Here is a 23,196-nt window from a genome sequence, read left to right on the forward strand (position 1 = left end):
TCGTCATATCGTTTGCCTGCCGTTTTGAAAAATTAAGCGGCAGGAAGAAACAAAACCGCCCGCACCCCGAAATCCGGATTATTTTTTACGTCAATGGACCCGCCGTGGAACAGAACGATTTCCCGGACAAAGTTAAGACCTAAATACGTACTTTTCTTGCGCGTGTCCAGGCGCTGGATGAATAAAAAACCGATCAAAAATTTTATCCCGTACAAATTCCGGGATACCCGGCCCTTGATCCCTAATTTCAACCACCACGGTTTCCCCCGAACGCTTAAGCGTAACACCTATTTCTCCGCCCCTTGGACTGAACTGCAGGTTGGATTCGGTCCTCATATTGGATAGGAACCTTTTCTTTTGCGCCGGCGGCACATTGTCTATCGAGTCAGAGGGAGCCTATATCGGCTCCCGTCTGCCCACAAAACCGTGCGTATGGGTCCGTACGCGGCTATTCTTGCAACTTTTATCCATCAATGAACACTAAACCAATGGTTCCACCTATCGGTTGACCTTATAACTTGCCCAAATCGGTTTATAAACCACCGATTCGGATAGGCGGGGTGTAAGGCTTCTGACCTGGATAGGACCCAACGTCCTCTATCCCCTGGAATGCAAGCAAGTTACATGCAATTACCTGCTCGATACAGGCCTACTCATACACCGTATGGCGCCGAGGGTCAAAGGCTTCCCTGATGCCCTCACCGATAAAGGTGACGGTCATCAGCGTCACCACAAGGGCTGAAACCACGGCAGCGGAAATCCACCAGGCTTCCATGTTTTGCCAACCCTGGGATAAAAGCTCTCCCCAAGACGGCGTAGGTGCAGGCAGACCGAACCCGAGGTAATCCAGGGAGGTTAAGGCCACAATGCCGCCGGAAATGGCAAAGGGCGCATAGGTAACGATCACGGAAATGGTGTTGGGGATAATGTGCCTGAAAATAATCCGGAAATGTGAAGCGCCCAGGGACCGGACCGCAAGAATATATTCGCGCTCCTTTTCCCGGTAGGTCATGGTGCGCATCACCCAGGTAATGGAAATCCAGCCGAAAAAAGCCATTATCAGAATCAGGATCATGAAACTTGGCACCACAATGGAGGAAACGATAATAATTACATACAAAAACGGGATATTGCTCCAGATCTCAATGATCCGCTGGAAAAACAGATCAAATTTCCCGCCGAAATAGCCCATGGCACAGCCCAGGGATATACCCACCGTATAATTAAAAAACAGCAGGCCCAGGGAAAAAAGAATGGCCGTACGAAACCCGTACACAAGGCGGGCCAGCACATCCCGACCCACGTTGTCCGTGCCCAAAAAATGCCGAAGGGAAAATGACGGCGGAAACGGCGGGTATTCATTAAAGCGCAGGTCATTTTCATAGGGATTATACGGCACCGGCGGCATAATCACAAAGCCTGTCCTCCCGTCCCTGTCCAATTTCTGTTTTAATTCCCGGTAATTGGTCTCATAGGAATAACCCAAGCCAAAGGTTTTTCCCGGTATCATATCCTGGTAGGTGGGAAAATAAAACTCTCCCCGGTAACAGACCACAAGGGCCCTGGAATTAATGAACACTTCTGCAAAAAAGGATATAAACATCAGAATCAGAATGATCACAAGGGACCAAAAGCCTCTTTTGACACTGCAAAATCGTCTGAGTTGTTCCTTTGTCACCGGATTTAGTACCGCCATGCAAAAGCTCCTTTTATTTGAACCTTACCCGGGGATCAACGATCGCTACACACACATCAGACAAAATATTTCCCACCATGAACAGCAGGGATGAAATCACCAGAATCCCCATCACCACAGGGTAATCCCGGTCAAGGATGGACTCATACCCTAAAAGGCCCATACCGTCGATATTAAACACCTTTTCAATGAGAAATGATCCCATCAAAAGAATGGAAACATTGTTACCAAAGCTGGTGGCAATGGGGATCAGACTGTTACGAAGGGCATGGCGAAAAACAGCCTGTTTGAAGCTTAAACCCTTGGCAATGGCCGTGCGCACATAATCTGCAGACAGGTTATCCATAAGCGTGTTTTTCATCAAAAGGGTCATCACGGTAAAAGAGCCGATCACATAGGATAAAAGCGGCAATACAGTGTGCCGGGCTACATCCCTTATTTTTTCCCAAACTGCCATATCTGTAAAATAATCGGATGCGAGCCCGCCTAGGGGAAACAGATCCATGCGGGAGGCAAAAATCACCAGCATGATAACACCGGCCACCCAGCCCGGAATGGCGTAGCCTGCGAAAATAACCCCAGAGGTTATATTATCAAACCCGCTGTTGTGGTGCACAGCCTTAGCTACGCCCAAGGGAATACAGACGCCATAAATGACAATCATACTCAATACGCCGAAATAAAGGGAGATGGGGATGCGTTCTTTAATCATGTCCCACACCGGATCCTGGTAACGGGTTGACCGGCCCAGATCGCCTTTAAGTACCTTGAAAAGCCAGAGTCCATAGCTTTGGAGCACAGGCTTATCAAATCCGTAATAGGCTTCAAGTTTTTTAATCTGGTCGTCGGACAAAGGCTGGCCCTGGCCTGCCTGGATTCTGGAATGACCGCCCTGCTCGCCCATCTGCATAGCCCTGGTTTCAGCAATGATGCGCTCAATGGGGCCACCCGGGACAAAGCGGGTGATGGTGAACACCATGATGGTGATGCCGATGAAGGTGGGGATCACTAAAAGGAGCCGTCTGATAAAATACGCTGTCACAGGATAAAAACGCCCTCCCCTATTGAAACGTCTGTGGTGTATGGCGAAAATGTTATAGCCTGGGGCACAGGATTCTAAACCCTATCCCCCAGGCGTTATGTAATGCGTTTGCAGCTTATTTAGATACCGTATCAAAAACAGATTCCAGAGCCTTGTCCAGAAATTCAGGCTTGGTACCACCGGCCTGGGCCATGTCCGGCCGGCCACCACCGCCGCCGCCCACGATACCGGCAGCTGTTTTGACAATATTGCCGGCTTTAAAGGTTTTGGTCAGATCATCGGTGACCATGGAAATAAGCAATGCCTTGCCGTTGGATTCGGCACCCAACAGAAGCACGCCCGAACCCAACTTGGTCTTAAATTTGTCTGCCAGATCCCGAAGCTGGGAAGGATTTTCAATTTCCACCCGTTTGGCCAGCACCTTGACCCCGTTGATCTGCCTGATATCATCATCAATGTTTTCAACCGATTTGGATGCGATCTTAGCTTTAAGTGCGGCCAACTCCTTTTCCGCAGCCTTTTTCTCGGCGGCAAAACTTTCCAGCCGGTCCACTACATCGTCCTTTGCACTTTTCAAAACCCCAGCCACCTTTTCAATGGCTAACTGATCTGCATGGACTGCTTCAAGGGCTGCAAGGCCTGTCACCGCTTCAATACGGCGCACACCCGAGGCAATACCGCCCTCGGACAGGATGCGGAACAACCCAATGTCGCCGGTGGCACGGGTATGGGTGCCGCCGCACAGTTCCTGGGAAAAATCGCCCTGGGAAACCACCCGGACCACATCCCCGTATTTTTCCTCAAACAGCGCCGTCGCACCGGACCGGACAGCTTCATCCATGTCCATCTCCTTTGTGGTAACCGCATGGTTCTCAATGATACGGGTATTGACTTCGATCTCAATGGCCGCAAGCTCTTCGGGCGTGGCAGCACTGAAATGGGTGAAGTCAAACCGCAGTCTGTCCGGCGTAACCAGGGACCCTGACTGTTTGACATGATCGCCTAACACCTTGCGAAGGGCTGCATGCAGGATATGGGTAGCTGAATGGTTTGCCGCCGTGGCCCGACGAAGTCCTGCATCCACCTTGAGGGTAAATGTATCGCCTTTTTTGCAGGCACCCTTGACGACCTTACCCTTGTGGATGAAAAGCCCGGAAGGATCCTTGACCGTGTCTGTGATCTCAATTGCACAAGAATCATTTTCAAAAAGCCCTTTGTCCCCGGCCTGGCCCCCGGACTCCGCATAAAACACGGTTTGGGAAGTAACCACTTCAATTTCGTCACCGGCATTGGCTATATCAACTTCAGCATCATCTTTAACCACGATGAGCAGATCGCTTTGCATTTCAATGGCATCATAACCTTTGAATACGGTTTTCACACCTGCAGAAGTCAAAGGTTTATACGCATCTCCCACACCGGCAAACTTCTTTTTGGACTTGGACCGAGCTTTCTGTTCAGCCATGGCCGCATCAAACCCATCCAGATCCAGGGTAATATCCATCTCCTTGACATGGTCCTGGATAATGTCCACTGGAAATCCAAAGGTATCGTAAAGCTTGAAAATCACCTCTCCGGGAATGATTTTCTCGTGCCGTTTTTCAAGATCCTCAACCGTTGCCTCCAAAAGTTTCATGCCGGTTTCAAGGGTTTCTAAGAACTTTTCCTCTTCGTTTTTCACCACGTTGAGGATAAAAGCGGCAGACTCTTTGAGTTCCGGATAAGCGTCATCCATAATGGAAAATACGGTTTGAACGGTTTTGTGTAGAAAAGATTGGGTCAACCCGATGCTGCGACCGTACCGGATGGCCCGGCGCATGATCCTACGAAGCACATAACCGCGCCCCTCGTTAGAAGGCATCACCCCGTCACAGATCAAAAAAGCAGAGGCTCTTGAGTGATCGGCAATGACCTTCATGGCCACTTCCACTTCTTTGGATTCCCCCCGTTTTTTGCCGGCCAGTTCCCCGACCCGGTCCATGATAGGCACAAAAAGGTCGGTATCAAAATTGGTGGGTACATCCTGGAGTACGGAAATAATGCGCTCAAGGCCCATACCCGTGTCAATACTGGGTTTGGGCAGCGGCGTCATGGTGCCGTCTTCACTTCTTTCAAACTGCATGAATACCAGATTCCACAACTCCAGCCACCGGTCGCAGTCACAGCCCACCGCACAGTTGGGATCATCACATCCAAATTCTTTACCACGGTCAATGTGGATCTCGGAACAGGGACCGCAGGGACCGGTGTCACCCATGGCCCAAAAATTGTCCTCATCGCCTAATCGGGAGATGCGTTCAGAGGGCAGACCAATTTGCTTATTCCAGATATCAAAGGCCTGATCGTCATCTTTATAAACAGATACATAGAGTTTTTCGGCATCAAACCCATACCCGTTGGTGAGCAGGTCCCAGGCAAAGTCAATGGCCTTTTCCTTGAAATACTCGCCAAAGGAGAAATTGCCCAGCATCTCAAAAAAAGTGTGGTGGCGCGCCGTGTATCCCACATTTTCAAGATCGTTATGTTTGCCCCCGGCCCGCACGCATTTCTGTGAGGTAACAGCGGTGGAGTAGTCACGTTTTTCATCACCTGTAAAAACACGCTTAAACTGCACCATACCGGCATTGACAAACAGCAGGGTGGGATCATCCTGGGGTACCAGGGACGACGAGCGCACATGGCGGTGGTTATGTTTTTTAAAATATTCGAGGAAAATTTTCCTGGCTTCATTACCTGTCATAGTATTATTAGCTCCTGCTCAACTGTACCGGTTAGTTTAGTGTTTGAACGAAAAGTTGCCCACCTGCGGCGTTGCATAAAACTTTGCAATCCTCACAACCATGAGGTTGCTCCGGTTGCAAATTTTTATGCGCCTTGCATCTGGGCAACTTTTCGCCCAAACACGGGTTTCCATTCAGGCACTATATTAGGTTTCCGGTTTACTGTCCTTTCCGGTGGCGGCTGCAGTTTTGGTTGCTTCCGGTCCGGCAATTCCAAGTTCGGTTCTCACTTTAAGTTCAATGGCATCAAAAATATCGGGATTATCAATTAAAAAGGCCTTTACGTTTTCCCTGCCCTGGCCGATGCGTTCCCCGTCAAACGAATACCAGGACCCGCTCTTGTTCACAATATCCAGCTCAACCCCCATGTCCAGAAGGTCGCCGGTCCTGGAAATACCCTCCCCGTACATCAGGTCAAATTCAACATTTTTAAACGGAGGGGCCAGCTTATTTTTCACCACCTTGACCTTGGTCCGGGATCCGAGTATATCTTCGCCGCTTTTAATGGCTGCCGCCTTTCTAATCTCAAGACGCATGGACGCGTAAAATTTCAAGGCATTACCGCCGGTGGTGGTTTCCGGGTTGCCGTAGACCACGCCGATCTTCATACGTATCTGGTTGATAAAAATCAGGGTGGTGGCGGTTTTTCCTATTGTTCCGGTCAGTTTACGAAGGGCCTGGGACATTAATCTGGCTTGCAGCCCCATGTGGGAATCGCCCATCTCGCCTTCGATTTCCGATCTGGGCACAAGAGCGGCCACCGAATCCACAATCATGATGTCAACACCGCCGCTTCGCACCAGCATATCGGCAATTTCAAGGGCCTGTTCACCGTTATCAGGCTGGGAAACCAGAAGTTCGTCACAATCCACACCCAGCCGCTTGGCATAAGCCACATCCAAGGCGTGCTCGGCATCGATAAATGCGGCAATACCGCCTTTTTTCTGGGCCTCGGCCACGGCATGAAGTGCAAGGGTTGTCTTGCCTGAAGATTCAGGACCGTAAATTTCAATAACCCTGCCCCTGGGGTATCCGCCCACGCCCAGAGCCTTATCCAGGGCAAGGGAACCGGACCGGATCACGGGCACGGCTACAATTTCCCGGCCGCCCAGCTTCATAATCGAGCCTTTGCCAAACTGGCGCTCAATCTGATTCATGGCGGTCTGCACAGCTTTTTCCTTTTCCTTATTCTTTTCCATCGCGTTTTCCTCCTAAATCGTGGCTGAAAGGTAGATTGCCTTAAGCAGGAAAGCAGCCAGCAGCCCTGCCATTATATCATCCAGTACAATACCGGCCCCGCCGGAAAAAGTTTTCTCAAACCAGCGAATCGGAAAAGGCTTTAATATATCAAAACACCTGAAAGCAATAAAGCCCGCTGCCAGTGTAAGCACGGTCACCGGCACCAGGGTCATGGTCACACAAAACCCTGCCATTTCATCAATGACTATAGCCCCCGGATCTTTACCGCCAATCAGAATTTCAGCCTCCTGGGAAATCCAAACGGCACAAAGTATCACGCCCACCAGAAACAGGGCGGCAGCACCGGGCGTACCCGCCGTTGCCAGCCACACCATGAGCCCAATCAACGGCAGCCCGGCAAGGGTGCCAAAGGTCCCGGGTGCAAAAGGTATTCGGCCCAGGCCAAAACCCGTGGCTATAATAAGAATGGTTTTTTGCCCCATCAACCGACTCCTTTCACGGTCTTTTATAACCGGTTTGTTTGTCTGTCATGGGGATTTGATTCAACCAGAATCCGATCATAGACCTGATAAAAAGGCAATTCTTTTTCCAGGGCAATGCGTTTGCAGTCATCGTATTCCGGCATAATCCGGATCTGACCGTTTGGATCGGTGATTTTTTTGGCATTTACCCGACCAAGGCTTGTCTCTACGTCCACAGATTCACGTTTTAAAATCATCCGGTCGCACAGGTGGTATCGAACACCAATGCTTGTGGTCTCGGATAACAGAACCGTGGAAAGCGCCTGGAGCATCTCCCTGCGGCAAATCACCTCAATGCGGGTGGCAGGGCGGTTTTTTTTCATGAATGCCGGTGTAAAACTGACATCAAGCGCGCCTTGGTCCATGAGGCGGTCCATCACAAAGCCAAGGCCCTCCGGGCTCATGTCATCCACATTGGTATACAGCACATAAACCTGGTCCGACAGGATATTTTCCCCGCAATTTTTTGCAACAACAGGGGAACCCAGCACCAGACGCAGCAGATTAGGAACAGATGCACCGGTGTCACGTTTGCCGGCCCCGTAGCCCACTTTTTCAATCTTCATATCCGGCATGGCACCGAACTGCGGAGCCAGCGTTGCCACAATGGATGCCCCTGTGGGCGTGACAATCTCGGTTTTGGCGTCAGATCCCGTCACTTCAAGGCCTTTAAGGATGGCCACAGTGGCCGGAACCGGCACAGGAATGGTGCCATGGGCGCACTTAATGGTCCCTGATCCCAGGGGAACCGGCGTTGCCGCCACCTGGTCAACCCCCAGGTAATCCAGGGCCAGAAAGCTGCCGATAATGTCTACCAGGCTGTCAATGCCTCCTATCTCATGGAAGTGGACGGTTTCAATGTCCTTTCCGTGGATACGGGCTTCGGCCTGGGCAATGTGTTTAAAAGCGGTCAGGGCTTTGGCCCGGACCTCATCCGGCAGATCCGCAGATTCGATCATCTCCCGGATGTTGGTATAATGGCGATGGGTGACATGGTCGGTCACATCCACATAAAGGTTAACAGCCCGCAAATGGCTCCTGAACACAACTTCCGTACGCAGATCAAACCCGTCCAGAACGGCTGACAGTTTTCCTTTAAGCCAGTCCACAGGCACACCAAGATCCACCAGTGCTCCTAAAAACATATCCCCTGCAATGCCTGCCATCATATCGAGATAAAGAATCATTTCGCCGCCTTTCCTGTTGCATGGATTTGAAGAATTTCAAGGGTCAGTTTAGCACAATCGACCATATCTTTAAGTGCAATGGATTCCTTAAGGGTATGCACATCCGTCATACCTGTGCCGATAACACCTGCGGCAATGCCTTTGCCGAAAAAGACATTGGCATCAGCCGCGCCGCCGCTTGTTTTACAGGCCATGTCCCGGCCCAGGTTCGCTGCTGCTTTTTGGGCAAGCTTGATCATCACATGATCTTCGGGGATGTTGGTATTGGGAAAGTCATTTTTCACAATCATTTCCACCCGGGGAAGCGTGTCTCCACCGGCCTGGAGTTCGGCCATGGTATTTTCAAAGGTGGAGACAATGGAGTGTGTGACCTTATCCAGTTTTGCCGGATCATGGGACCGGGCCTCGCCGTGAATTTCCACATATTCGGGCACAATATTGGTGGCAGCACCGCCGGAAATAAGTCCCAAATTGCAGGTGGTTTCCTCGTCGAGACGCCCTAATTCAAGTTTGGCAACAGCACAGGAAGCCGCATAAATGGCAGAAACCCCGTTCTCTGGAGAACCGCCGGCATGGGCCGCACGGCCGTAAATTTTTGCACTGATCTTATTGGCCGCAGGTGCCCGATTCACAATCCCCTCGGTGTCCACAGCGTCCAGAATGTATCCGAATTTTGATTTAAGCAGAGAGCAGTCAAGGTTCTTAGCGCCTAAAAGCCCCTGCTCCTCACATACAGTCATGACCACCTCAACAGGGGGACACGGCAGGTTATTATCTTTAATCACCTGCATCACCTCAAGGATGACGGCAAGGGCGGACTTATCGTCGGAACCCAGGATAGTGGTGCCGTCACTTCTAAACACCCCGTCCTCAAAGATGACCTTAACCCCTTTACCCGGCACCACCGTATCCATATGCCCGGAAAGCATCACAGAATCAACATCCGTATTGCCCTTAAATGTGGCCACAAGGTTGCCGCAGTCACCGTTAAACTTGACGCCGGCGTCATCAAACACCACGGTTGCCCCAAGGTCAGTCAGTTCCTTTTCAAGAACCTTTGCGATCAGGGCCTCGCTACCGGATTCGGAATCAATCCGGGCAAGGGCTGCAAACCGCTGCCCCAGGCGTTCTTCATCAATCATATTCTATCCTTTACACATTAAAGCCCACCAGGACCATTTAAACAAGTGGGATAATATACTAGAATTTATCGAGGAATGCCAGTTGTCCATAAACTTGAACCCATCTGATTTATCGTCAGGCACAAAATATTATACATACAATGATAGGCAACGCTGCGTTTTTGACCACCCTACCCTCATATCGGCAAAACCATGGAAAAGCATCTTTTGACCATTCGTCTCCGCACCCCGGGCCGGCTTACAGGCAAGCCTGAACCTCACCGACCACCTCCGCCACCATTTTTTCAAGAACCGGATAAGGTTTTGCACCCACAAGCCTTTGACCTTTCATCAAAAAAGTGGGGGCAGCCACAAGTTCAAGCTCCCGGGCCTTTTCCCAGTCCCGGTCCACAGCATCGGCATAGGATCTTGAATCAATGATTTTTTTTGCCTGCGCCCCATCCAGACCAGCCGACGCTACTAAATCCAGAAGCACCGTTTTGTCCGCTAAATTACTGTCATCCACAAAATAGGCTTTGAACGCCGCATCATGAAACTGGTGGGCCCGACCGCACGCCTGGGCCCAAAGGCCAATTTCCTGGGCCAGACGGGAATTATAAATCATCTTCCCCTCCCCAAAGGGCAGGCCAAAGCTTTGTGCCGTGGCTTTAAGATTTGCGGTCACCTGTTCCGGGGTCACCAGCAGACCTTTTTCCTCTAACAATCGGGCTATGGGCAATCCTTGTTCTGGCACATCCGGCTGCAGCGGATAGGCCCGCCACTTTATTTCGATATTGTATGTCTTCCTTAATTTATCAATACTCCCGGTACTGAAGTAGCACCAGGGTCAGATATAGTCGCTAAAAATCTCCAGCCGGGGCCGATAAAAATCGGTATTATCCTCACTTGACTGCATTATTTATTCCTTTGGTTTTCCAAACATCCCCATACAAGCTAATTGAATTATATTTGATCTTATGCCTTATCCGGTTTAAATCTTCAATGCTCAAAAAATCTACTAAGATAAAAATTCATCAACACAACTGCTGCGTCCCCAATAAAAAATTAAGCGAGTTCAATACGCTTTACAAACAAAACGAGCGGTTTGCCCGGATGGGAAAACCGCTCGAATTCAATTTATAGATATTGTTCTTAAATCAACTTAGACATATAGCGCCTTTGCCAGGGCTTTTTGGGCCCGGGGTTCCCCATGGACCAGCTTGATTTTCCCGGGCGGTTCCGGCATGGACTTTACCCAGTTGACCAGCCCGGCCTGGTCTGCATGGGCCAAGTACCCGGACAGCACATGGACACCGGCGGCCACCTTTGTTTTCCCCTCAAGGATGCGGCGGCCCAAGGTACCTTTCGCCTGGTAGCCGACAAAAAAGATGTCGTTTTCAGGCACCTGAAGCCCCTTTTCCAGATGATCCAGAATTCGCCCCCCTGTACACATACCGGAACCGGCAATAATAACAGCAGGCCCATTTATATCCAAAAGTGCCCGATGATCCCGGTATCTTTCCACCGCGTACAGATTTTTAAAATCAATGGGGTGATCGCCCCGGGCCTTCAGGTCTTTTGCGGCCTGGTCCCAGAAATCTTCCAGACCGGCATATATTTTTGTTATCTCAAGCCCAAGGGGCGAATCCACAAACACCGGGACTTTTGTTCTGATACGGTCGAGCTCATAGAGCAGTTCCTGGGTTCTGCCCAGGGCAAAGGCCGGAATATAGACAATACCGTTATCCGCAAGGGCCTTGTCCAACAAGCCTGACAGGGTCTGAACCCGTTCCTTTCGGCCAGCATGCAGTCGGTCACCATAGGTGGATTCCAGAATAAGCAGGTCGCAGACGTCCGGTAAACCCGGGTCCGGTAAAATCGGCGTGTCTTTGCAGCCGAGATCTCCGGAAAAAGTCACCCTATAATCCCTGGACGACGGGCAGGGAAACCAAAACTGAATAAAACAGGACCCCAGGATATGCCCGGCATTGCCCAGCTTGAACCGACTGCCCCGGCCCAGGGAAAAAACCTCGTTCAGTTCAAAACCCCAGGACAGATCGTCAATGCGCTTTTCCAGATTCCGAATCTCCTGGTCCGGCCGTTCGGAAAACGACAGGGCGTCCCGAAGCATTGGAATCAGCAGAGCTTTGGTCGCATGGGTGCAGATGATCTCACCCTTGAACCCCGCCTCGATTAAGTCCGGCACCCGTCCGATATGATCTATGTGGGCGTGGGTAAGAAATAAAAAATCTATTTTCTCAGGATGAACCGGAAATTGGTCAAAATCCGGCTCCGGATCATGGCCGTATGCAGTGCCACAGTCCACCAGAATGTTGATGTCAGCACCCGTTTGCTGCCGTAACCTTACCAGATGGCAGGACCCGGTGACACAATATTCAGCGCCGAGATGAATGATGTCCACTGGACTCATACGGGAATACCTTTCCGTAACAGTTCAGACTTTTTTTCAAGGTTAATATTCAAGACTTCTGACAACATATTTATAAACGCCTTATTTTTATCTAAGCGCTATTTTCAAATGGGACCGATGTCAAATAATAAATTCAGGAATTAGACGGCTTATGCTGAGCGGACTTATGATGAAACGGCTGAAATGCAGACACAATAACACAAAAGACAAAGGCATTGGCCGGAATATGCAAATTAAAATCCACAATACTGTGAACCAGTATGGCCACCACAGACACCATAGCAGCCAAGGCAAAACCGCTGGTCTGCCGGCTGCGACTCCCCCTATTTTTCAAACCCGCCTTAAAAAAAACAATCAACATCCAGATCATCACCGCAATCACCCACACCCCCATATCGGCTGTAAAATGAAGATAATCATTGTGGGTATGTTTAAATATGATGCCTAAACCTGGTGGCTGATATTCCGGAAATGCCGCCGCATAGGTCCCTGGCCCTGTTCCCAAAAAAGCATGGTCTTTTATCATCTCCACAGTGCCTTTCCATGCGGTCACCCGGGATTCTGCACTGGCAGCTTCATCTTTTTGCGCAAAGGTCATCACCCGGGAAACAATGGGAGAACTTGCCAGAATAACGGCTGAAACAACCAGGGTAATACCCGTCAACACCAGAATCAGTTTTTTACTGTGAAACTGTCTCTGGCTTAAAAGCATCGTCACCATAAACGCAATGGAACACGCCATGGCAGCCCAGCCCCCCCGGGACAAGGTCAACGCCTGCACCGCCACCAACACCAGGGCCAGATAAATGATCACCATCAGCCATGCCACACTGCGACTGCGCGTCAACAGTAATACCAGCAAAAAAGGCAATGCCATTTCAATAAAACCGGCCAGATGATTATGGTTGCCATAGGTGGCAGACACAAATTCAGGGCTGTACCGCAGTTCATCATACTGCCAGAAGGTAAAAGGATTCACCCCAAACCGTTTGAACAAACCAAATACAGATAAAAATAACGCTGTACCGATAATGGTGTAAACCAACATCCGCTTCTGCGTTCTCGTGCGCACCACGGAACGTCCTACCAGATAAACCCCGACATAGGTCAGCAACAGCGAAAATCCCTGCCAGGCAAGCCACCTGTGGGGAGAAACCAAAACAGAGACACCCGCCATAACAACCAAAACCACTAGCGGTATGTTCAAAGGTGTTTTAGCAATCAACACATTGTCATAATGCAGACTTTCGATAACCAATAAAATAAAAGACAAAAGGACTCCAAGCTGAATCACAGACACAGCCCAAGGATGGACACTCCCCCGGGCCAATGGCGTAAAGGCAACCAGAATGCATATTATGATAAGTCCAGTTTTACTGTAAATCGTTGATTTTATCATTATCGCCCCGCTCCGGTCAAAACACTGCCCACTGTTTTCATAATCAACATACAATCCAGGCGAAGCGACCATTTATCAATATATAATAAATCCAATTTCATCCACTCATCAAATGTTAAGTCATTTCGCTTTGGTGCAATCTGCCAGAGACAGGTCAACCCCGGCTTCATGGAAAGCCGCCTGCGCTGCCAAACCTCATATTGACACACCTCACTGGGCAAAGGCGGCCGCGGCCCCACCAGACTCATATCACCCATCAAAACATTAATGAACTGGGGCAGTTCATCCAAACTGGTCTTTCTTAAAAAAGTACCCACATAGGGAATAATCCGAGGATCTTTTTTAATCTTGAAGGCAGGCCCGTCCGCTTCATTTAACGACTTCAATGCCTCCAATTTTTTATCCGCATCCAAAACCATGCTCCGAAACTTGAGTACCTTAAACCGCCGACCATTTTGTCCCAGCCGCTCCTGGCTGTAAAATACCGGACCAGGCGATGTCAGGTAAATCGCCAAACTGATGATTGCAAACACCGGTGAAAGGACAATTAAAAAAAACAGGGCCAACCCATAGTCCATAAATGACTTCATCAACAGTAGCCCTTCATTGATAGGCGTACTTTGCAAAGTCAGCGTGGGTATACCGCTAAAATCAACCACATGGATCTGCGCCACAGCCGGAGTATATTTCAGATAGTGAATTTGCCAGTCCGGAATAAAACGCACCCGCACCCCCATGGACTCAGCCAACACCAGATATTTATCCGGGTTTTCAATAAGCCTTAAGGGCATGGCAAATATCAACTCATCCACCACATTGTTTTCAAGATACGCTTTAAGATCCGTTATGGTTCCAACCACTTTGTGCCCATTGACAACCGAAGAACCAACGATTTCAGGATTTATATCAAAGCAGCCAAGAATTCGATACCCCCCCTCCCGACTCACATCAATGGATTTAATCACATCTACAGCCCGGTCCCGGCTTCCCACAATCAGTACATTTCGCGTATTATACCCTTGTGCCCGAAGTTGCTGCAGCATCATCACAACACACCACTTGAACAATGTCAGACCGAAAATATTAAGCACAAAAAAGATACCCATCAAAATCCGGCTCATATCCTTGACGCTCATTGCGAACAACACGACATTAAGAATGAGAATACCGAAGAAACACGCCTTGACAATATGAATAAAAAACCATGAAAAGGGTTTTTCACGAAATGATTGATATACCCCTGATGAGATTCAAATAATGTAACGGTATTATGGATTTAAGATTCTAACAAAAATGTCAAATTTGTTTTTGATTTAAACTTGTTGTAGCGAAACACCAATAAAAGCAGAGTTACAAAATAATGTAACGGCGTAAGAAAAATTCAATAATGATCTGTGGTTTGGCGTTTTTCAAAAATGAATCAAACAGAAATCGGCGTCAAAACATATGAGGATAAAATACAGGCAGGCCAACCTCGGATTATACCAAGGATGGCCTGTTAATGCAGATAAGTTGTGGTAAGGATTATTGAGGAGGGAGATCTGATATAAATTCCAGGGCAAGATTAATATCAACAAATTGGTGGTTTAACTCCTTTGCCCTGTCCCGGCAGTCTGTACAGATTTCTTTAAATTTGCGCATATCGCCCTTAACGGACATATAAATCTGTTCAACGGCTTCCTGCTGGATATCTTTGTATTTTTCAATGAAGTCCTCGACCTCTATGGGATACAAAATCAGGGTTTTCAACCGGCTGAGTATATCAGGATGGTTCCGGCTCAAATAAGTTCTCACATTCGGAAGTCCTGCAAATACGATGGGAACCCCGGCATCAATAATCCGTTTAAGATATGGCCAAACCCGGGTGTCCAAGTCATTGGCCTCATCTATAATGATAAAACAATTGGAGAGATTACAGATCATTTTCAGGTACTGGGGAGTTCGGCGGTAGGTGGCGGTGGCCTCATAATTTAATTCCTTAAGTATCGCGGCCAGGGTTTCATGTATGTTGAACAGAGACTCAACCCATACAGCATGGAGCTTTTTGGGATGCAGCAATTTTAAAAACCGAGTTTTTCCTGCACCAAAATCACCCTCCATGAGCACGCTTTGGCCTCTGTAGATCCGGTTATAAGTGGCAGCCAAGTATGAGACCCTTCGTTTATCACTGATAAAATCCTCTTTCATGTTATGTCTCCATGGGATGCATAAATGGCTACATGGTTCGTATTTAACGATTTTTGGCAATCAAGCATAAATGCATTGAACAGGGCCTGATTTTTACGGTCATCCGGCTGGTTTATCTTTTTTGTGTAATCCGCGTACCTTGATTGATTATGATCAAGCACTTGTTCCGCCCGGGCCAGGGTGAGGCCCTTATGAAAAACGTCGACTAAAACAGGCCGGTCAACGGCCATATTGTGCTTTTCTAAAAGAGCGATAATGGTGTCAAGTTCATCAGGCGGCACAGGCGAAGGTTCTGGTGCCGGCGGTCTGTCAAACGGCTTTTTTGCAATGGCTTCGCCCAACAGTATACCGTCTTCACCCTGCTCAAAAATAAAAAGCTTGTCCTTGTATTTGGATATTTTCACCGGTGTGCTTTTATGTTTGCTGAACTTATCTGCACCACGGGTCACATAATAATCGCGCTTGTCATGGCGGATGGTCCTGGTTTTGGATACGGTGGCTTTGATTTTCCTGTAGCCGTATTTCATATATTCCTGAACCTGGTCCGGGGTAAAATTCAGGGTATCTGCCTGGTTTGATAAAAAATCATCAAATTTCTGTGCCGGCACCCAGGCACTGACCACCCCGTCTTCGGTAAAATAATGTTGTGTATGATTATGTTCGTTACGATATTCGCTGAGCATAGTGCTGCTCCTTAGTTCCTGAAGGCTTATATCAAGAAGGGTTACAGTAATTTTTTCCTTTCTTCCCCGCTTGAAGTCATATTCGGTAACGGTTTTCACAATCCTGTCCTCAAAGGCTTTGATAATACGTATTTCAAAATTGTGCAGGCTCCGGTGTGAAGATTCTAGATGTGCCTTATCTTTGGGTGAATACGCCTTTGAAAAATCCGGTGCCAAATAGAAGCCTTGCGGTGTAGAATGCTTCAGGTTAATGGCATTGATGGGGCGTTTTAGATTTAAAAATCCTTTTGCCTGGTCAGGTCTGATACCAATTTTTTGCAAAGGCAAAGGGGTACTCAACAAAAAACGGGTAAAAAGATCCACAGAGTTCAGGCTGCTTTCGGTAAAATAAAAGTCCAGAATAAACATTTTCCTGGAAGCGGTATCAAATATTTCAATTACCTGTGGTTTTTGCCAGTTACCGTGTTCATCTCTGATCCTTAAATATTGAAATTTACAGCCGTCAACCTGGATCAAAGCAAATACCGGCACCGACTTGAAGGCATGCATTACCGGGACCTGATCCTGCTTATCCTCTTTTTCCAGGTAAAATTTGAGATTTTCCCTTTTGACACATCGCCGAAGTGCCGGAAGACTGATGGTTCTGCCCAGCTCTTGTTCAAGCCAGTGATGATAATTTTTAATGGTTCTGGCTTTCCGGGTGATAAAAATGAATCCCTGGGATGAGGGGTCGCATGACGCCTTGACCATCTCAATAAACCGTCTTTTGGTTTGCTCATCTATTGCTCTGGGCCGTCCGCTGCACTTACGGCCTTCCATAATTCCTTTTTCAACCAGTAAAAGGGGCGCCGGGATAATTCCGGTTTTCTTGTACTGGTCCTTGTAATATTTTTTGGACCGTCTCTTGGTAGATCCGGTTTTATTCATGATTTTTTTGTGCAGCAGTAAATGAAAGCGGTCATCAATAGTCAGGTCATCCATTATCTGCCCCCTTTGATACAATCTTTTCGTATATGACCCGATGCCACAACAATGCTGCCTGGCGGGAGGTCTTCTGCCAATGATCATGCTGAGCCACACGGACCTGTTCAAGCATTGCCTTTACAACAGCCATGTATTCATGGGTAATTCGATCTGTCAGATCCGGTTTACTTACCGGAGCCGTTTTCTGGTCCTCAATAAATTTTTTGATATTTCGTGCGGTCAGTTCCATGCCACTGTTTATAATCGCCCTCCAGATACGGCGTTGTTCTATGGAATCCATTTGAGTAAGGGGGCGGATCTGGGATTCGTTGGCCGGCAGTTTGTCTCCAATTGGAGACAGGTTGTAAATTACTTCATAGGCTCGAATCAGCCGGTAAGCATGGGCTTTGCCCATATCCCACCGTGCCCTGGTATATGCCTCAAATGACTCAAACAGAGCCTGCTTGTACAAACGATTCTCACGAATTTCTTTCAAGGCTTGGCCGATTTTGTAAAAACATTCTTGATTTCGACCAATCAGGGTTTCAAGCTCAAGCAGCCGTTCCATACTCACTGCCCTCCCGGCATAGGCCTGCCGACCATAGCGGCAAGGGCCGTCAATTTTGCGGCCTGAACCTGGGGTACAGTATTTATTTGTTTCAAAAACAAGACACTATCCCTAAATCCATAGCCCTTGATTTTCATGACAAGGTCAATGGTATTAAAATTTTTTTCGCATCTGAAGCACCTGGCCAGGTTCGTGGCTGGATTTACAGCGGTTTGAAATTCATTGCACAAAGGGCATAGAAAACGAAAATAACCATCTCTAATCTTGGATAGAATCTGTAAATGGTCCCTGATCAACACATCTACAGGGATATTGTTTCTCAGTTCAAATAATTGCCGGGATGAAAATCTGTTTTTCACAAGACACCTCCTTATTTTTAAAATTTCAGGTGCTTTTTTATATCACCGGTTAGAGTCGCCTGTCAGTTGCCTCTTAAACTGAGATAGAGATTATTCTGTTGATATCTACTTGTATTATCAGTTGGTTATCCTCATGATGTCTCTTAGAATCAAAACTCGATTAGTCTGTTAATATCCCTTTATATTACAATGAGTTATTCCAATCATGTATCTTAAAATCTATACTCGATTAGTCGTTTATGCCAGAGGGTCTTTTATGGGAATCCCTGTATTTTTTCATTGTTATGGCTGATAACCTGGGTAACCAGATATTGAATGATAATTGCCGGCTTGATCCCGTATTCTGCTATAATGACTTCCATTGGCAAAACAGGTTTTGTCTGTTTTTGATATGAAAGCGAAGGAAGGTTCCCAGATGTTTGTTGCTCCTCAGCTTCTTCAAGTTTTTTTGCCAGATAATTGTTTTTGCAAACAGCTTTGTTTTTCCTGTTCCACTTTTCACATTGCCTTCGATGAAGCTCTTTTTGGCAAGCCGAACGACATGTTTTCTGCCGCCCTTTTTGTCTTACATCAGGGGTGAACCATTTCCGGCAAATAGAGCAAGGTCGTCTTCCACGTGAATTCTTTGCCATTATTTCTTCTCCAAAATTTGAATCAGGGAGATTATATGTACCAAATTTTGAAAGAAGCAGCGGCGAGGTCTATCGGCGGGATAGGCGGGGTATGATTTTTTATTTGATTGGCGGGATATAGCGGCGGGATATCTGCCCGTTACATTATTTCGTCATGAAACTGCGGGGTACGCGTTACACTTTTTGAATCTTACCATACCCCAACCCAGCTAAAGCACGTGGACCAGATCATAACAATCAGCACCAGAACAAGATAATAGTTAGGACCTGTGGAAAGCGAAGAATAGTCGATAGGAAGGATATGTTTCTTTATGAAATAGGCCGCGATAAAACAGCCTGCGGTGATACTCAGATCAATCAGCCGATGAAAACGAAGGAGAAGTCTGTTTTTTTCCCTTAACATGATGCGAACCTTTTATAGAAAAATTCCAAAAAATTGTTATGGGATAAGTCCAAAAAAACTTAACCCACCTTTTTATATCCATGCTGTGTTATATTTAATTTCAATGAGTTACGATATTATAAATATTATCTTCTGGCACTACACTTATTGATTATCCTCATAAACAAGTGAAAATAGGAACTTTTTAATTACACCATTAACATAAAAAATTCCATCCTTTTTAAATAATACGATACGCATTGCGAATGATGCAGTCCCATACAGAATATAACCGTTTGATTTCATGGATTTAATATTTTTTCGTTCTTAAAAATGGGTTAGCCTGGGAGCGCGGGCGTCTCACCTGCATCTTTACAATATTTGCGGACATGCAGGCGAGACCGCCCGCGCTCCCAGATATAACAAAGAGGACAAGTTATTTAAAATTTGTTCCTAAATGATTTTCATATTTTGTAGTGGGTTAGACCTGAATGCAGATAGACGATATCAGCCCATGACTGTATTTATATGAATAGACTCGAAAATTTGAAAGTAAAAGGGCGTTTGCGACAAAAACCGCAAGAACAAAGCGAAAAATTCTTGAATCAGGGATTAAACGTAGTTGGACGAAATCCAGTTGCGATAGGTGTTGTCCATGATATTTCGCCACCATTTTTCATTTGACAGGAACCAGGTGAGTGTCTTCTCTATACCGCTCGGAAAGGTTTCCCGGGGAGAAAAACCAATAGCAGCACTAATTTTAGCCGGATTAATAGCATATCGTCGATCGTGCCCGGCCCTGTCTTTAACAAAGGTAATCAGGCTTTGTGACGACTGTCCTTTTGCGGCGGGAGAATCGGGAAAGCGTTTTTTTAACCCGGCATCACCCTTAAACTGCTGATCCAATAAATCGCAGACATGCCGGATAATATCAATATTTTTCCACTCATTGTTGCCGCCGATATTATAAGTTTCTCCGGGCGTTCCTTTGTGAAGGATCAAATCCACCCCAAAGTTGTGATCATCCACATAGAGCCAATCGCGGATCTGGCATCCGTCACCGTAAATGGGCAACGGCTTATTATCCAGGATATTGACAATAATCAACGGAATCAATTTCTCCGGGAACTGAAACGGGCCATAATTATTTGAGCAGTTGCTGATGGTGGTTTTAAGCCCATAGGTTTCATGATACGCCCGGATCAGGTGATCAGACGATGCCTTGCTTGCGGCATATGGGGAGTTTGGCAGATAGGCGTTGGTTTCTACGAACGGCGGTTCGTCAGGCGTCAAAGTGCCATACACTTCATCCGTGGAGATATGGTGAAAACGGTGATTTTCGACATTACCGTCAATCCACATCTTTTTAGCCGCCTTAAGCAGGGTATGGGTTCCCACAATATTCGTATTGATAAAAGCGTCCGGCCCCAAAATGGACCTGTCCACATGGGATTCGGCAGCAAAGTGAACAATGGTCTGGATTTGATGATCTATTAATAATTTTTCAACTAATTCCTGGTCCAGGATATCACCATGAACAAAGGTGCAGTTGTCTTGCTTTTCCGCATCTTCGAGGCTGTGCCGGTTCCCGGCATAGGTCAACGCATCCAGAATAATAATTTTATCTTCAGGATGATTTTTCAGCCAGTAATAAATAAAGTTTGTCCCGATAAATCCGGCCCCTCCGGTAACCAGCATGGCACCCATTATATCAACTCCTTCAACATTTTTTTGAGTTGAGCCCGCCAGTGAACCGGCGTCATTTCTAAATTCTGCCATATTGACCTCTTATCAAGCACACTAAACGCAGGCCGCTTTGCCGGCGTGGGGTATTGGACACAAGGGATGGGAGAGATGGGGATCTGTTTGTCCAACAGCTTTAATTCCAAACCAATCTCCTGTATGGCCACGGCAAAATCATACCATGAGGCAACGCCGGCATCGGTCCAATGATGGACACCGGATAGATCTTGATCAATGGCACGCCACACACAAAGCGCTAAGCCCTTGGCCCAGGTCGGGGTGCCGATCTGATCATCCACCACACTGATATGATCCCGGTCACGCATTAATTTCAGCATAGTTTTAACAAAATTATTTCCATGGGAAGAATAAAGCCATGCGGTGCGAATAACCACACAATCCTGCTGTAAAATTTGTTTTACTGCATTTTCGCCTGCAAGCTTGGTTTTGCCGTATACGGATAGAGGATTTGCCGGACTGTCAGGCGCAAAGGGAATGGACGAAACCCCGTCAAAGATAAAATCCGTTGAAATATGTACCACTTTCTTATGGGTATTACGGGCAGTCTCGGCAATCTGTGCTACAGCCAGATGATTAAGCTGATCTGCCTGTTTTTCTTCTTTTTCAGCCTTGTCAACAGCGGTATAAGCGGCAGCATTGATAATCCACCGGGCATCTGATTTTTCAATGCAGTCTTCAAGGCCTTTAACATTACTGAAATCCACATCCAGAGAACCAAAGGATTCCAACTGAATGTGGGAAGGACAGGTCCGCTGTAATTCCCATCCCAATTGCCCGCCGGAACCGAATAATAAAATTTTCATGCAAACACCTCCGCATCCTGAAACCTTACACCTTGTTCATCTTTTTGGGATAACACAGGTGTCTGTTTTTCTATTCCAGGCCATTGGATCCCAATGGTCTGATCAGACCAGAGGATACTGCGTTCAAATTTTGGCGCATAATAATCCGTACATTTATAGATAAACTGGGCTGTGTCGCTAAGCACATAAAACCCATGGGCAAATCCCGGCGGCACCCACAGCATCCTATTATTCTCTTCTGTCAGGATCTCACCCACCCACTGACCAAAATAAGGAGAAGATTTGCGAATATCCACGGCTACATCAAACACTTGCCCTTGAATCACACGAACCAATTTGCCCTGGGGATGCTCTATCTGATAGTGAAGCCCCCTTAAAATACCTTTTCGGGACATGCTGTGGTTATCCTGGACAAACCGGACAGATCGCACCTTTTCATTAAATTCATCTTCTCGAAATGTTTCCATGAAAAAGCCACGATGATCACCGAACACGTTAGGCTCCATCAATACAACATCGGGTATTGCAAGCTCAGTATATTTCATTTTCCGCACCCTGTTTACAAAGATCCATCAGATATTTACCATAACCGTTTTTTAAAAGCGGTTGTGCAATCTGCATAAGCTTTTCTTTGTCAATCCACCCCATTCTAAAAGCAATCTCTTCAAGGCAGGCGATTTTCAGGCCCTGCCGATCTTCCACAACCTTAATAAATGTCCCGGCATTAAGCAATGATTCATGGGTGCCGGTATCCAGCCAGGCCGTGCCCCTGGCAAACAATTCCACATTTAACTGCCCCCTGGACAAATAGACATTATTGACATCTGTAATTTCCAACTCCCCCCTTTGGGAGGGTTTGATGGTCTTGGCAATTTCAATGACCTCATTGTCGTAAAAATAGAGACCGGTGACGGCATAATTGGATTTAGGATATTCCGGCTTTTCTTCCAGACTGTTCACAACGCAGTTTTTATCAAATGCCACCACGCCGTAACGCGCAGGATCTTTAACATAATAACCGAAGACCGTCGCGCCTTTATCTTTTTTACCAATAGTTTGAAGGCGTCGGGACAAACCGTCTGCGTAAAAAATATTGTCGCCAAGAATAAGCGTAACCGGGTCCTGGCCAACAAATTGCTCGCCAATAATAAATGCCTGGGCCAAGCCGTCTGGACTTGGCTGAACCGCATACTCAAGATTTATCCCCCACTGACTTCCGTCTCCCAGAAGATGCCTAAAGCTATCAAGATCCGAAGGAGTCGTAATGATAAGAATCTGTGTGATCCCCGACAACATCAATGTAGACAAGGGATAATAAATCATGGGCTTATCATACACCGGCATTAACTGTTTACTGACTGAATAGGTCAACGGATAAAGCCGTGTTCCAGATCCTCCGGCCAAAATAATTCCTTTACGCAATGAGCTTTTACTCCTCAAATTTTTTGCACAGGTTAAATTCAGTAAAAAGTCGCTAT

The 23,196-nt window shown here is 47.2% G+C and carries 22 protein-coding genes; all 22 read right to left on the minus strand.

What is annotated here, in order from left to right; genetic code table 11:
• Nucleotides 1-132: 132 nt before the first annotated feature.
• A complete protein-coding gene (locus EYB58_RS24910) occupies nucleotides 133-336 on the minus strand; it encodes an ATP-binding protein (RefSeq protein WP_111954954.1) in 204 nt (67 codons plus the stop codon).
• A 313-nt stretch (nucleotides 337-649) separates the two neighbouring features.
• Nucleotides 650-1,696 (minus strand): ABC transporter permease, encoded by a 1,047-nt coding sequence (locus EYB58_RS20250; protein ID WP_111954952.1) that lies wholly within the window; start codon nucleotides 1,694-1,696, stop codon nucleotides 650-652.
• A 13-nt stretch (nucleotides 1,697-1,709) separates the two neighbouring features.
• Nucleotides 1,710-2,738, minus strand: a complete 1,029-nt coding sequence (locus EYB58_RS20255) for an ABC transporter permease subunit (protein WP_111954950.1) — start codon at nucleotides 2,736-2,738, stop codon at nucleotides 1,710-1,712.
• Between the two features lie 115 nt (nucleotides 2,739-2,853).
• A complete protein-coding gene (gene alaS, locus EYB58_RS20260) occupies nucleotides 2,854-5,478 on the minus strand; it encodes an alanine--tRNA ligase (RefSeq protein WP_111954948.1) in 2,625 nt (874 codons plus the stop codon).
• Nucleotides 5,479-5,664: 186 nt separating this feature from the next.
• On the minus strand, nucleotides 5,665-6,717 hold the full coding sequence (recA, locus tag EYB58_RS20265; protein WP_111954946.1) for a recombinase RecA: 1,053 nt from the start codon (nucleotides 6,715-6,717) through the stop codon (nucleotides 5,665-5,667).
• 12 nt (nucleotides 6,718-6,729) lie between these two features.
• The gene (locus EYB58_RS20270; RefSeq protein WP_111954944.1) at nucleotides 6,730-7,200 is read right to left on the minus strand and encodes a phosphatidylglycerophosphatase A family protein; all 471 of its coding nucleotides are present in this window, start codon (nucleotides 7,198-7,200) and stop codon (nucleotides 6,730-6,732) included.
• A gap of 23 nt (nucleotides 7,201-7,223) precedes the next feature.
• The gene (larC, locus tag EYB58_RS20275) at nucleotides 7,224-8,426 is read right to left on the minus strand and encodes a nickel pincer cofactor biosynthesis protein LarC (protein WP_111954942.1); all 1,203 of its coding nucleotides are present in this window, start codon (nucleotides 8,424-8,426) and stop codon (nucleotides 7,224-7,226) included.
• The gene (locus tag EYB58_RS20280; protein WP_111954940.1) at nucleotides 8,423-9,568 is read right to left on the minus strand and encodes a M20/M25/M40 family metallo-hydrolase; all 1,146 of its coding nucleotides are present in this window, start codon (nucleotides 9,566-9,568) and stop codon (nucleotides 8,423-8,425) included. Before EYB58_RS20280 ends, larC begins: the two co-directional genes overlap by 4 nt.
• Before the next feature lie 238 nt (nucleotides 9,569-9,806).
• Nucleotides 9,807-10,463: a DsbA family oxidoreductase gene (locus EYB58_RS20285; protein ID WP_242637454.1), complete on the minus strand. Its 657-nt coding sequence runs from the start codon at nucleotides 10,461-10,463 to the stop codon at nucleotides 9,807-9,809.
• A gap of 246 nt (nucleotides 10,464-10,709) precedes the next feature.
• On the minus strand, nucleotides 10,710-11,978 hold the full coding sequence (locus EYB58_RS20290; protein ID WP_111954936.1) for an MBL fold metallo-hydrolase: 1,269 nt from the start codon (nucleotides 11,976-11,978) through the stop codon (nucleotides 10,710-10,712).
• A 133-nt stretch (nucleotides 11,979-12,111) separates the two neighbouring features.
• Nucleotides 12,112-13,377, minus strand: coding sequence for an O-antigen ligase family protein (locus EYB58_RS20295; RefSeq protein ID WP_163354334.1), 1,266 nt, complete (start codon nucleotides 13,375-13,377; stop codon nucleotides 12,112-12,114).
• Nucleotides 13,377-14,627, minus strand: coding sequence for a sugar transferase (locus EYB58_RS20300; RefSeq protein ID WP_111954932.1), 1,251 nt, complete (start codon nucleotides 14,625-14,627; stop codon nucleotides 13,377-13,379). Before EYB58_RS20300 ends, EYB58_RS20295 begins: the two co-directional genes overlap by 1 nt.
• Nucleotides 14,628-14,901: 274 nt before the next feature.
• Nucleotides 14,902-15,564: an AAA family ATPase gene (locus EYB58_RS20305; RefSeq protein ID WP_131071983.1), complete on the minus strand. Its 663-nt coding sequence runs from the start codon at nucleotides 15,562-15,564 to the stop codon at nucleotides 14,902-14,904.
• Complete coding sequence (locus tag EYB58_RS20310) at nucleotides 15,561-17,228, minus strand: integrase (RefSeq protein ID WP_111953193.1); 1,668 nt, start codon at nucleotides 17,226-17,228, stop codon at nucleotides 15,561-15,563. The genes EYB58_RS20305 and EYB58_RS20310 overlap by 4 nt, the downstream gene beginning before the upstream one ends.
• Nucleotides 17,221-17,778 carry a DNA methylase gene (locus EYB58_RS20315; RefSeq protein ID WP_111953191.1) on the minus strand — a complete coding sequence of 186 codons (558 nt, stop codon included), beginning with the start codon at nucleotides 17,776-17,778 and terminating at the stop codon, nucleotides 17,221-17,223. The genes EYB58_RS20310 and EYB58_RS20315 overlap by 8 nt, the downstream gene beginning before the upstream one ends.
• Before the next feature lie 2 nt (nucleotides 17,779-17,780).
• Nucleotides 17,781-18,137: a CHC2 zinc finger domain-containing protein gene (locus EYB58_RS20320; RefSeq protein WP_111953189.1), complete on the minus strand. Its 357-nt coding sequence runs from the start codon at nucleotides 18,135-18,137 to the stop codon at nucleotides 17,781-17,783.
• A gap of 254 nt (nucleotides 18,138-18,391) precedes the next feature.
• Complete coding sequence (locus EYB58_RS20325; RefSeq protein WP_111953187.1) at nucleotides 18,392-18,769, minus strand: hypothetical protein; 378 nt, start codon at nucleotides 18,767-18,769, stop codon at nucleotides 18,392-18,394.
• 190 nt (nucleotides 18,770-18,959) lie between these two features.
• Nucleotides 18,960-19,172, minus strand: a complete 213-nt coding sequence (locus EYB58_RS20330; protein WP_111960652.1) for a hypothetical protein — start codon at nucleotides 19,170-19,172, stop codon at nucleotides 18,960-18,962.
• A 591-nt stretch (nucleotides 19,173-19,763) separates the two neighbouring features.
• Nucleotides 19,764-20,858 (minus strand): dTDP-glucose 4,6-dehydratase, encoded by a 1,095-nt coding sequence (gene rfbB / locus EYB58_RS20335; RefSeq protein WP_111960650.1) that lies wholly within the window; start codon nucleotides 20,856-20,858, stop codon nucleotides 19,764-19,766.
• Nucleotides 20,858-21,718: a dTDP-4-dehydrorhamnose reductase gene (gene rfbD, locus EYB58_RS20340; RefSeq protein WP_111960648.1), complete on the minus strand. Its 861-nt coding sequence runs from the start codon at nucleotides 21,716-21,718 to the stop codon at nucleotides 20,858-20,860. Before rfbD ends, rfbB begins: the two co-directional genes overlap by 1 nt.
• Nucleotides 21,715-22,263 carry a dTDP-4-dehydrorhamnose 3,5-epimerase gene (gene rfbC / locus EYB58_RS20345; protein ID WP_111960646.1) on the minus strand — a complete coding sequence of 183 codons (549 nt, stop codon included), beginning with the start codon at nucleotides 22,261-22,263 and terminating at the stop codon, nucleotides 21,715-21,717. Before rfbC ends, rfbD begins: the two co-directional genes overlap by 4 nt.
• On the minus strand, nucleotides 22,250-23,140 hold the full coding sequence (gene rfbA, locus EYB58_RS20350; RefSeq protein WP_242637455.1) for a glucose-1-phosphate thymidylyltransferase RfbA: 891 nt from the start codon (nucleotides 23,138-23,140) through the stop codon (nucleotides 22,250-22,252). The genes rfbC and rfbA overlap by 14 nt, the downstream gene beginning before the upstream one ends.
• Nucleotides 23,141-23,196 lie beyond the last annotated feature (56 nt).

It is taken from the genome of Desulfobacter hydrogenophilus, assembly GCF_004319545.1.
Taxonomy (GTDB): Bacteria; Desulfobacterota; Desulfobacteria; order Desulfobacterales; family Desulfobacteraceae; genus Desulfobacter; species Desulfobacter hydrogenophilus.

Excerpts from the sequence above, each read along its gene's own strand:
- EYB58_RS24910 (WP_111954954.1), bottom strand. The coding sequence starts at position 336 with ATGAGGACCGAATCCAACCTGCAGTTCAGTCCAAGGGGCGGAGAAATA.
- EYB58_RS20250 (WP_111954952.1), bottom strand. The coding sequence starts at position 1,696 with ATGGCGGTACTAAATCCGGTGACAAAGGAACAACTCAGACGATTTTGC.
- alaS (WP_111954948.1), bottom strand. The coding sequence starts at position 5,478 with ATGACAGGTAATGAAGCCAGGAAAATTTTCCTCGAATATTTTAAAAAA.
- recA (WP_111954946.1), bottom strand. The coding sequence starts at position 6,717 with ATGGAAAAGAATAAGGAAAAGGAAAAAGCTGTGCAGACCGCCATGAAT.
- EYB58_RS20270 (WP_111954944.1), bottom strand. The coding sequence starts at position 7,200 with ATGGGGCAAAAAACCATTCTTATTATAGCCACGGGTTTTGGCCTGGGC.
- larC (WP_111954942.1), bottom strand. The coding sequence starts at position 8,426 with ATGATTCTTTATCTCGATATGATGGCAGGCATTGCAGGGGATATGTTT.
- EYB58_RS20280 (WP_111954940.1), bottom strand. The coding sequence starts at position 9,568 with ATGATTGATGAAGAACGCCTGGGGCAGCGGTTTGCAGCCCTTGCCCGG.
- EYB58_RS20290 (WP_111954936.1), bottom strand. The coding sequence starts at position 11,978 with ATGAGTCCAGTGGACATCATTCATCTCGGCGCTGAATATTGTGTCACC.
- EYB58_RS20295 (WP_163354334.1), bottom strand. The coding sequence starts at position 13,377 with ATGATAAAATCAACGATTTACAGTAAAACTGGACTTATCATAATATGC.
- EYB58_RS20305 (WP_131071983.1), bottom strand. The coding sequence starts at position 15,564 with ATGAAAGAGGATTTTATCAGTGATAAACGAAGGGTCTCATACTTGGCT.
- EYB58_RS20310 (WP_111953193.1), bottom strand. The coding sequence starts at position 17,228 with ATGGATGACCTGACTATTGATGACCGCTTTCATTTACTGCTGCACAAA.
- EYB58_RS20315 (WP_111953191.1), bottom strand. The coding sequence starts at position 17,778 with ATGGAACGGCTGCTTGAGCTTGAAACCCTGATTGGTCGAAATCAAGAA.
- EYB58_RS20325 (WP_111953187.1), bottom strand. The coding sequence starts at position 18,769 with ATGGCAAAGAATTCACGTGGAAGACGACCTTGCTCTATTTGCCGGAAA.
- EYB58_RS20330 (WP_111960652.1), bottom strand. The coding sequence starts at position 19,172 with ATGTTAAGGGAAAAAAACAGACTTCTCCTTCGTTTTCATCGGCTGATT.
- rfbB (WP_111960650.1), bottom strand. The coding sequence starts at position 20,858 with ATGGGTGCCATGCTGGTTACCGGAGGGGCCGGATTTATCGGGACAAAC.
- rfbD (WP_111960648.1), bottom strand. The coding sequence starts at position 21,718 with ATGAAAATTTTATTATTCGGTTCCGGCGGGCAATTGGGATGGGAATTA.
- rfbC (WP_111960646.1), bottom strand. The coding sequence starts at position 22,263 with ATGAAATATACTGAGCTTGCAATACCCGATGTTGTATTGATGGAGCCT.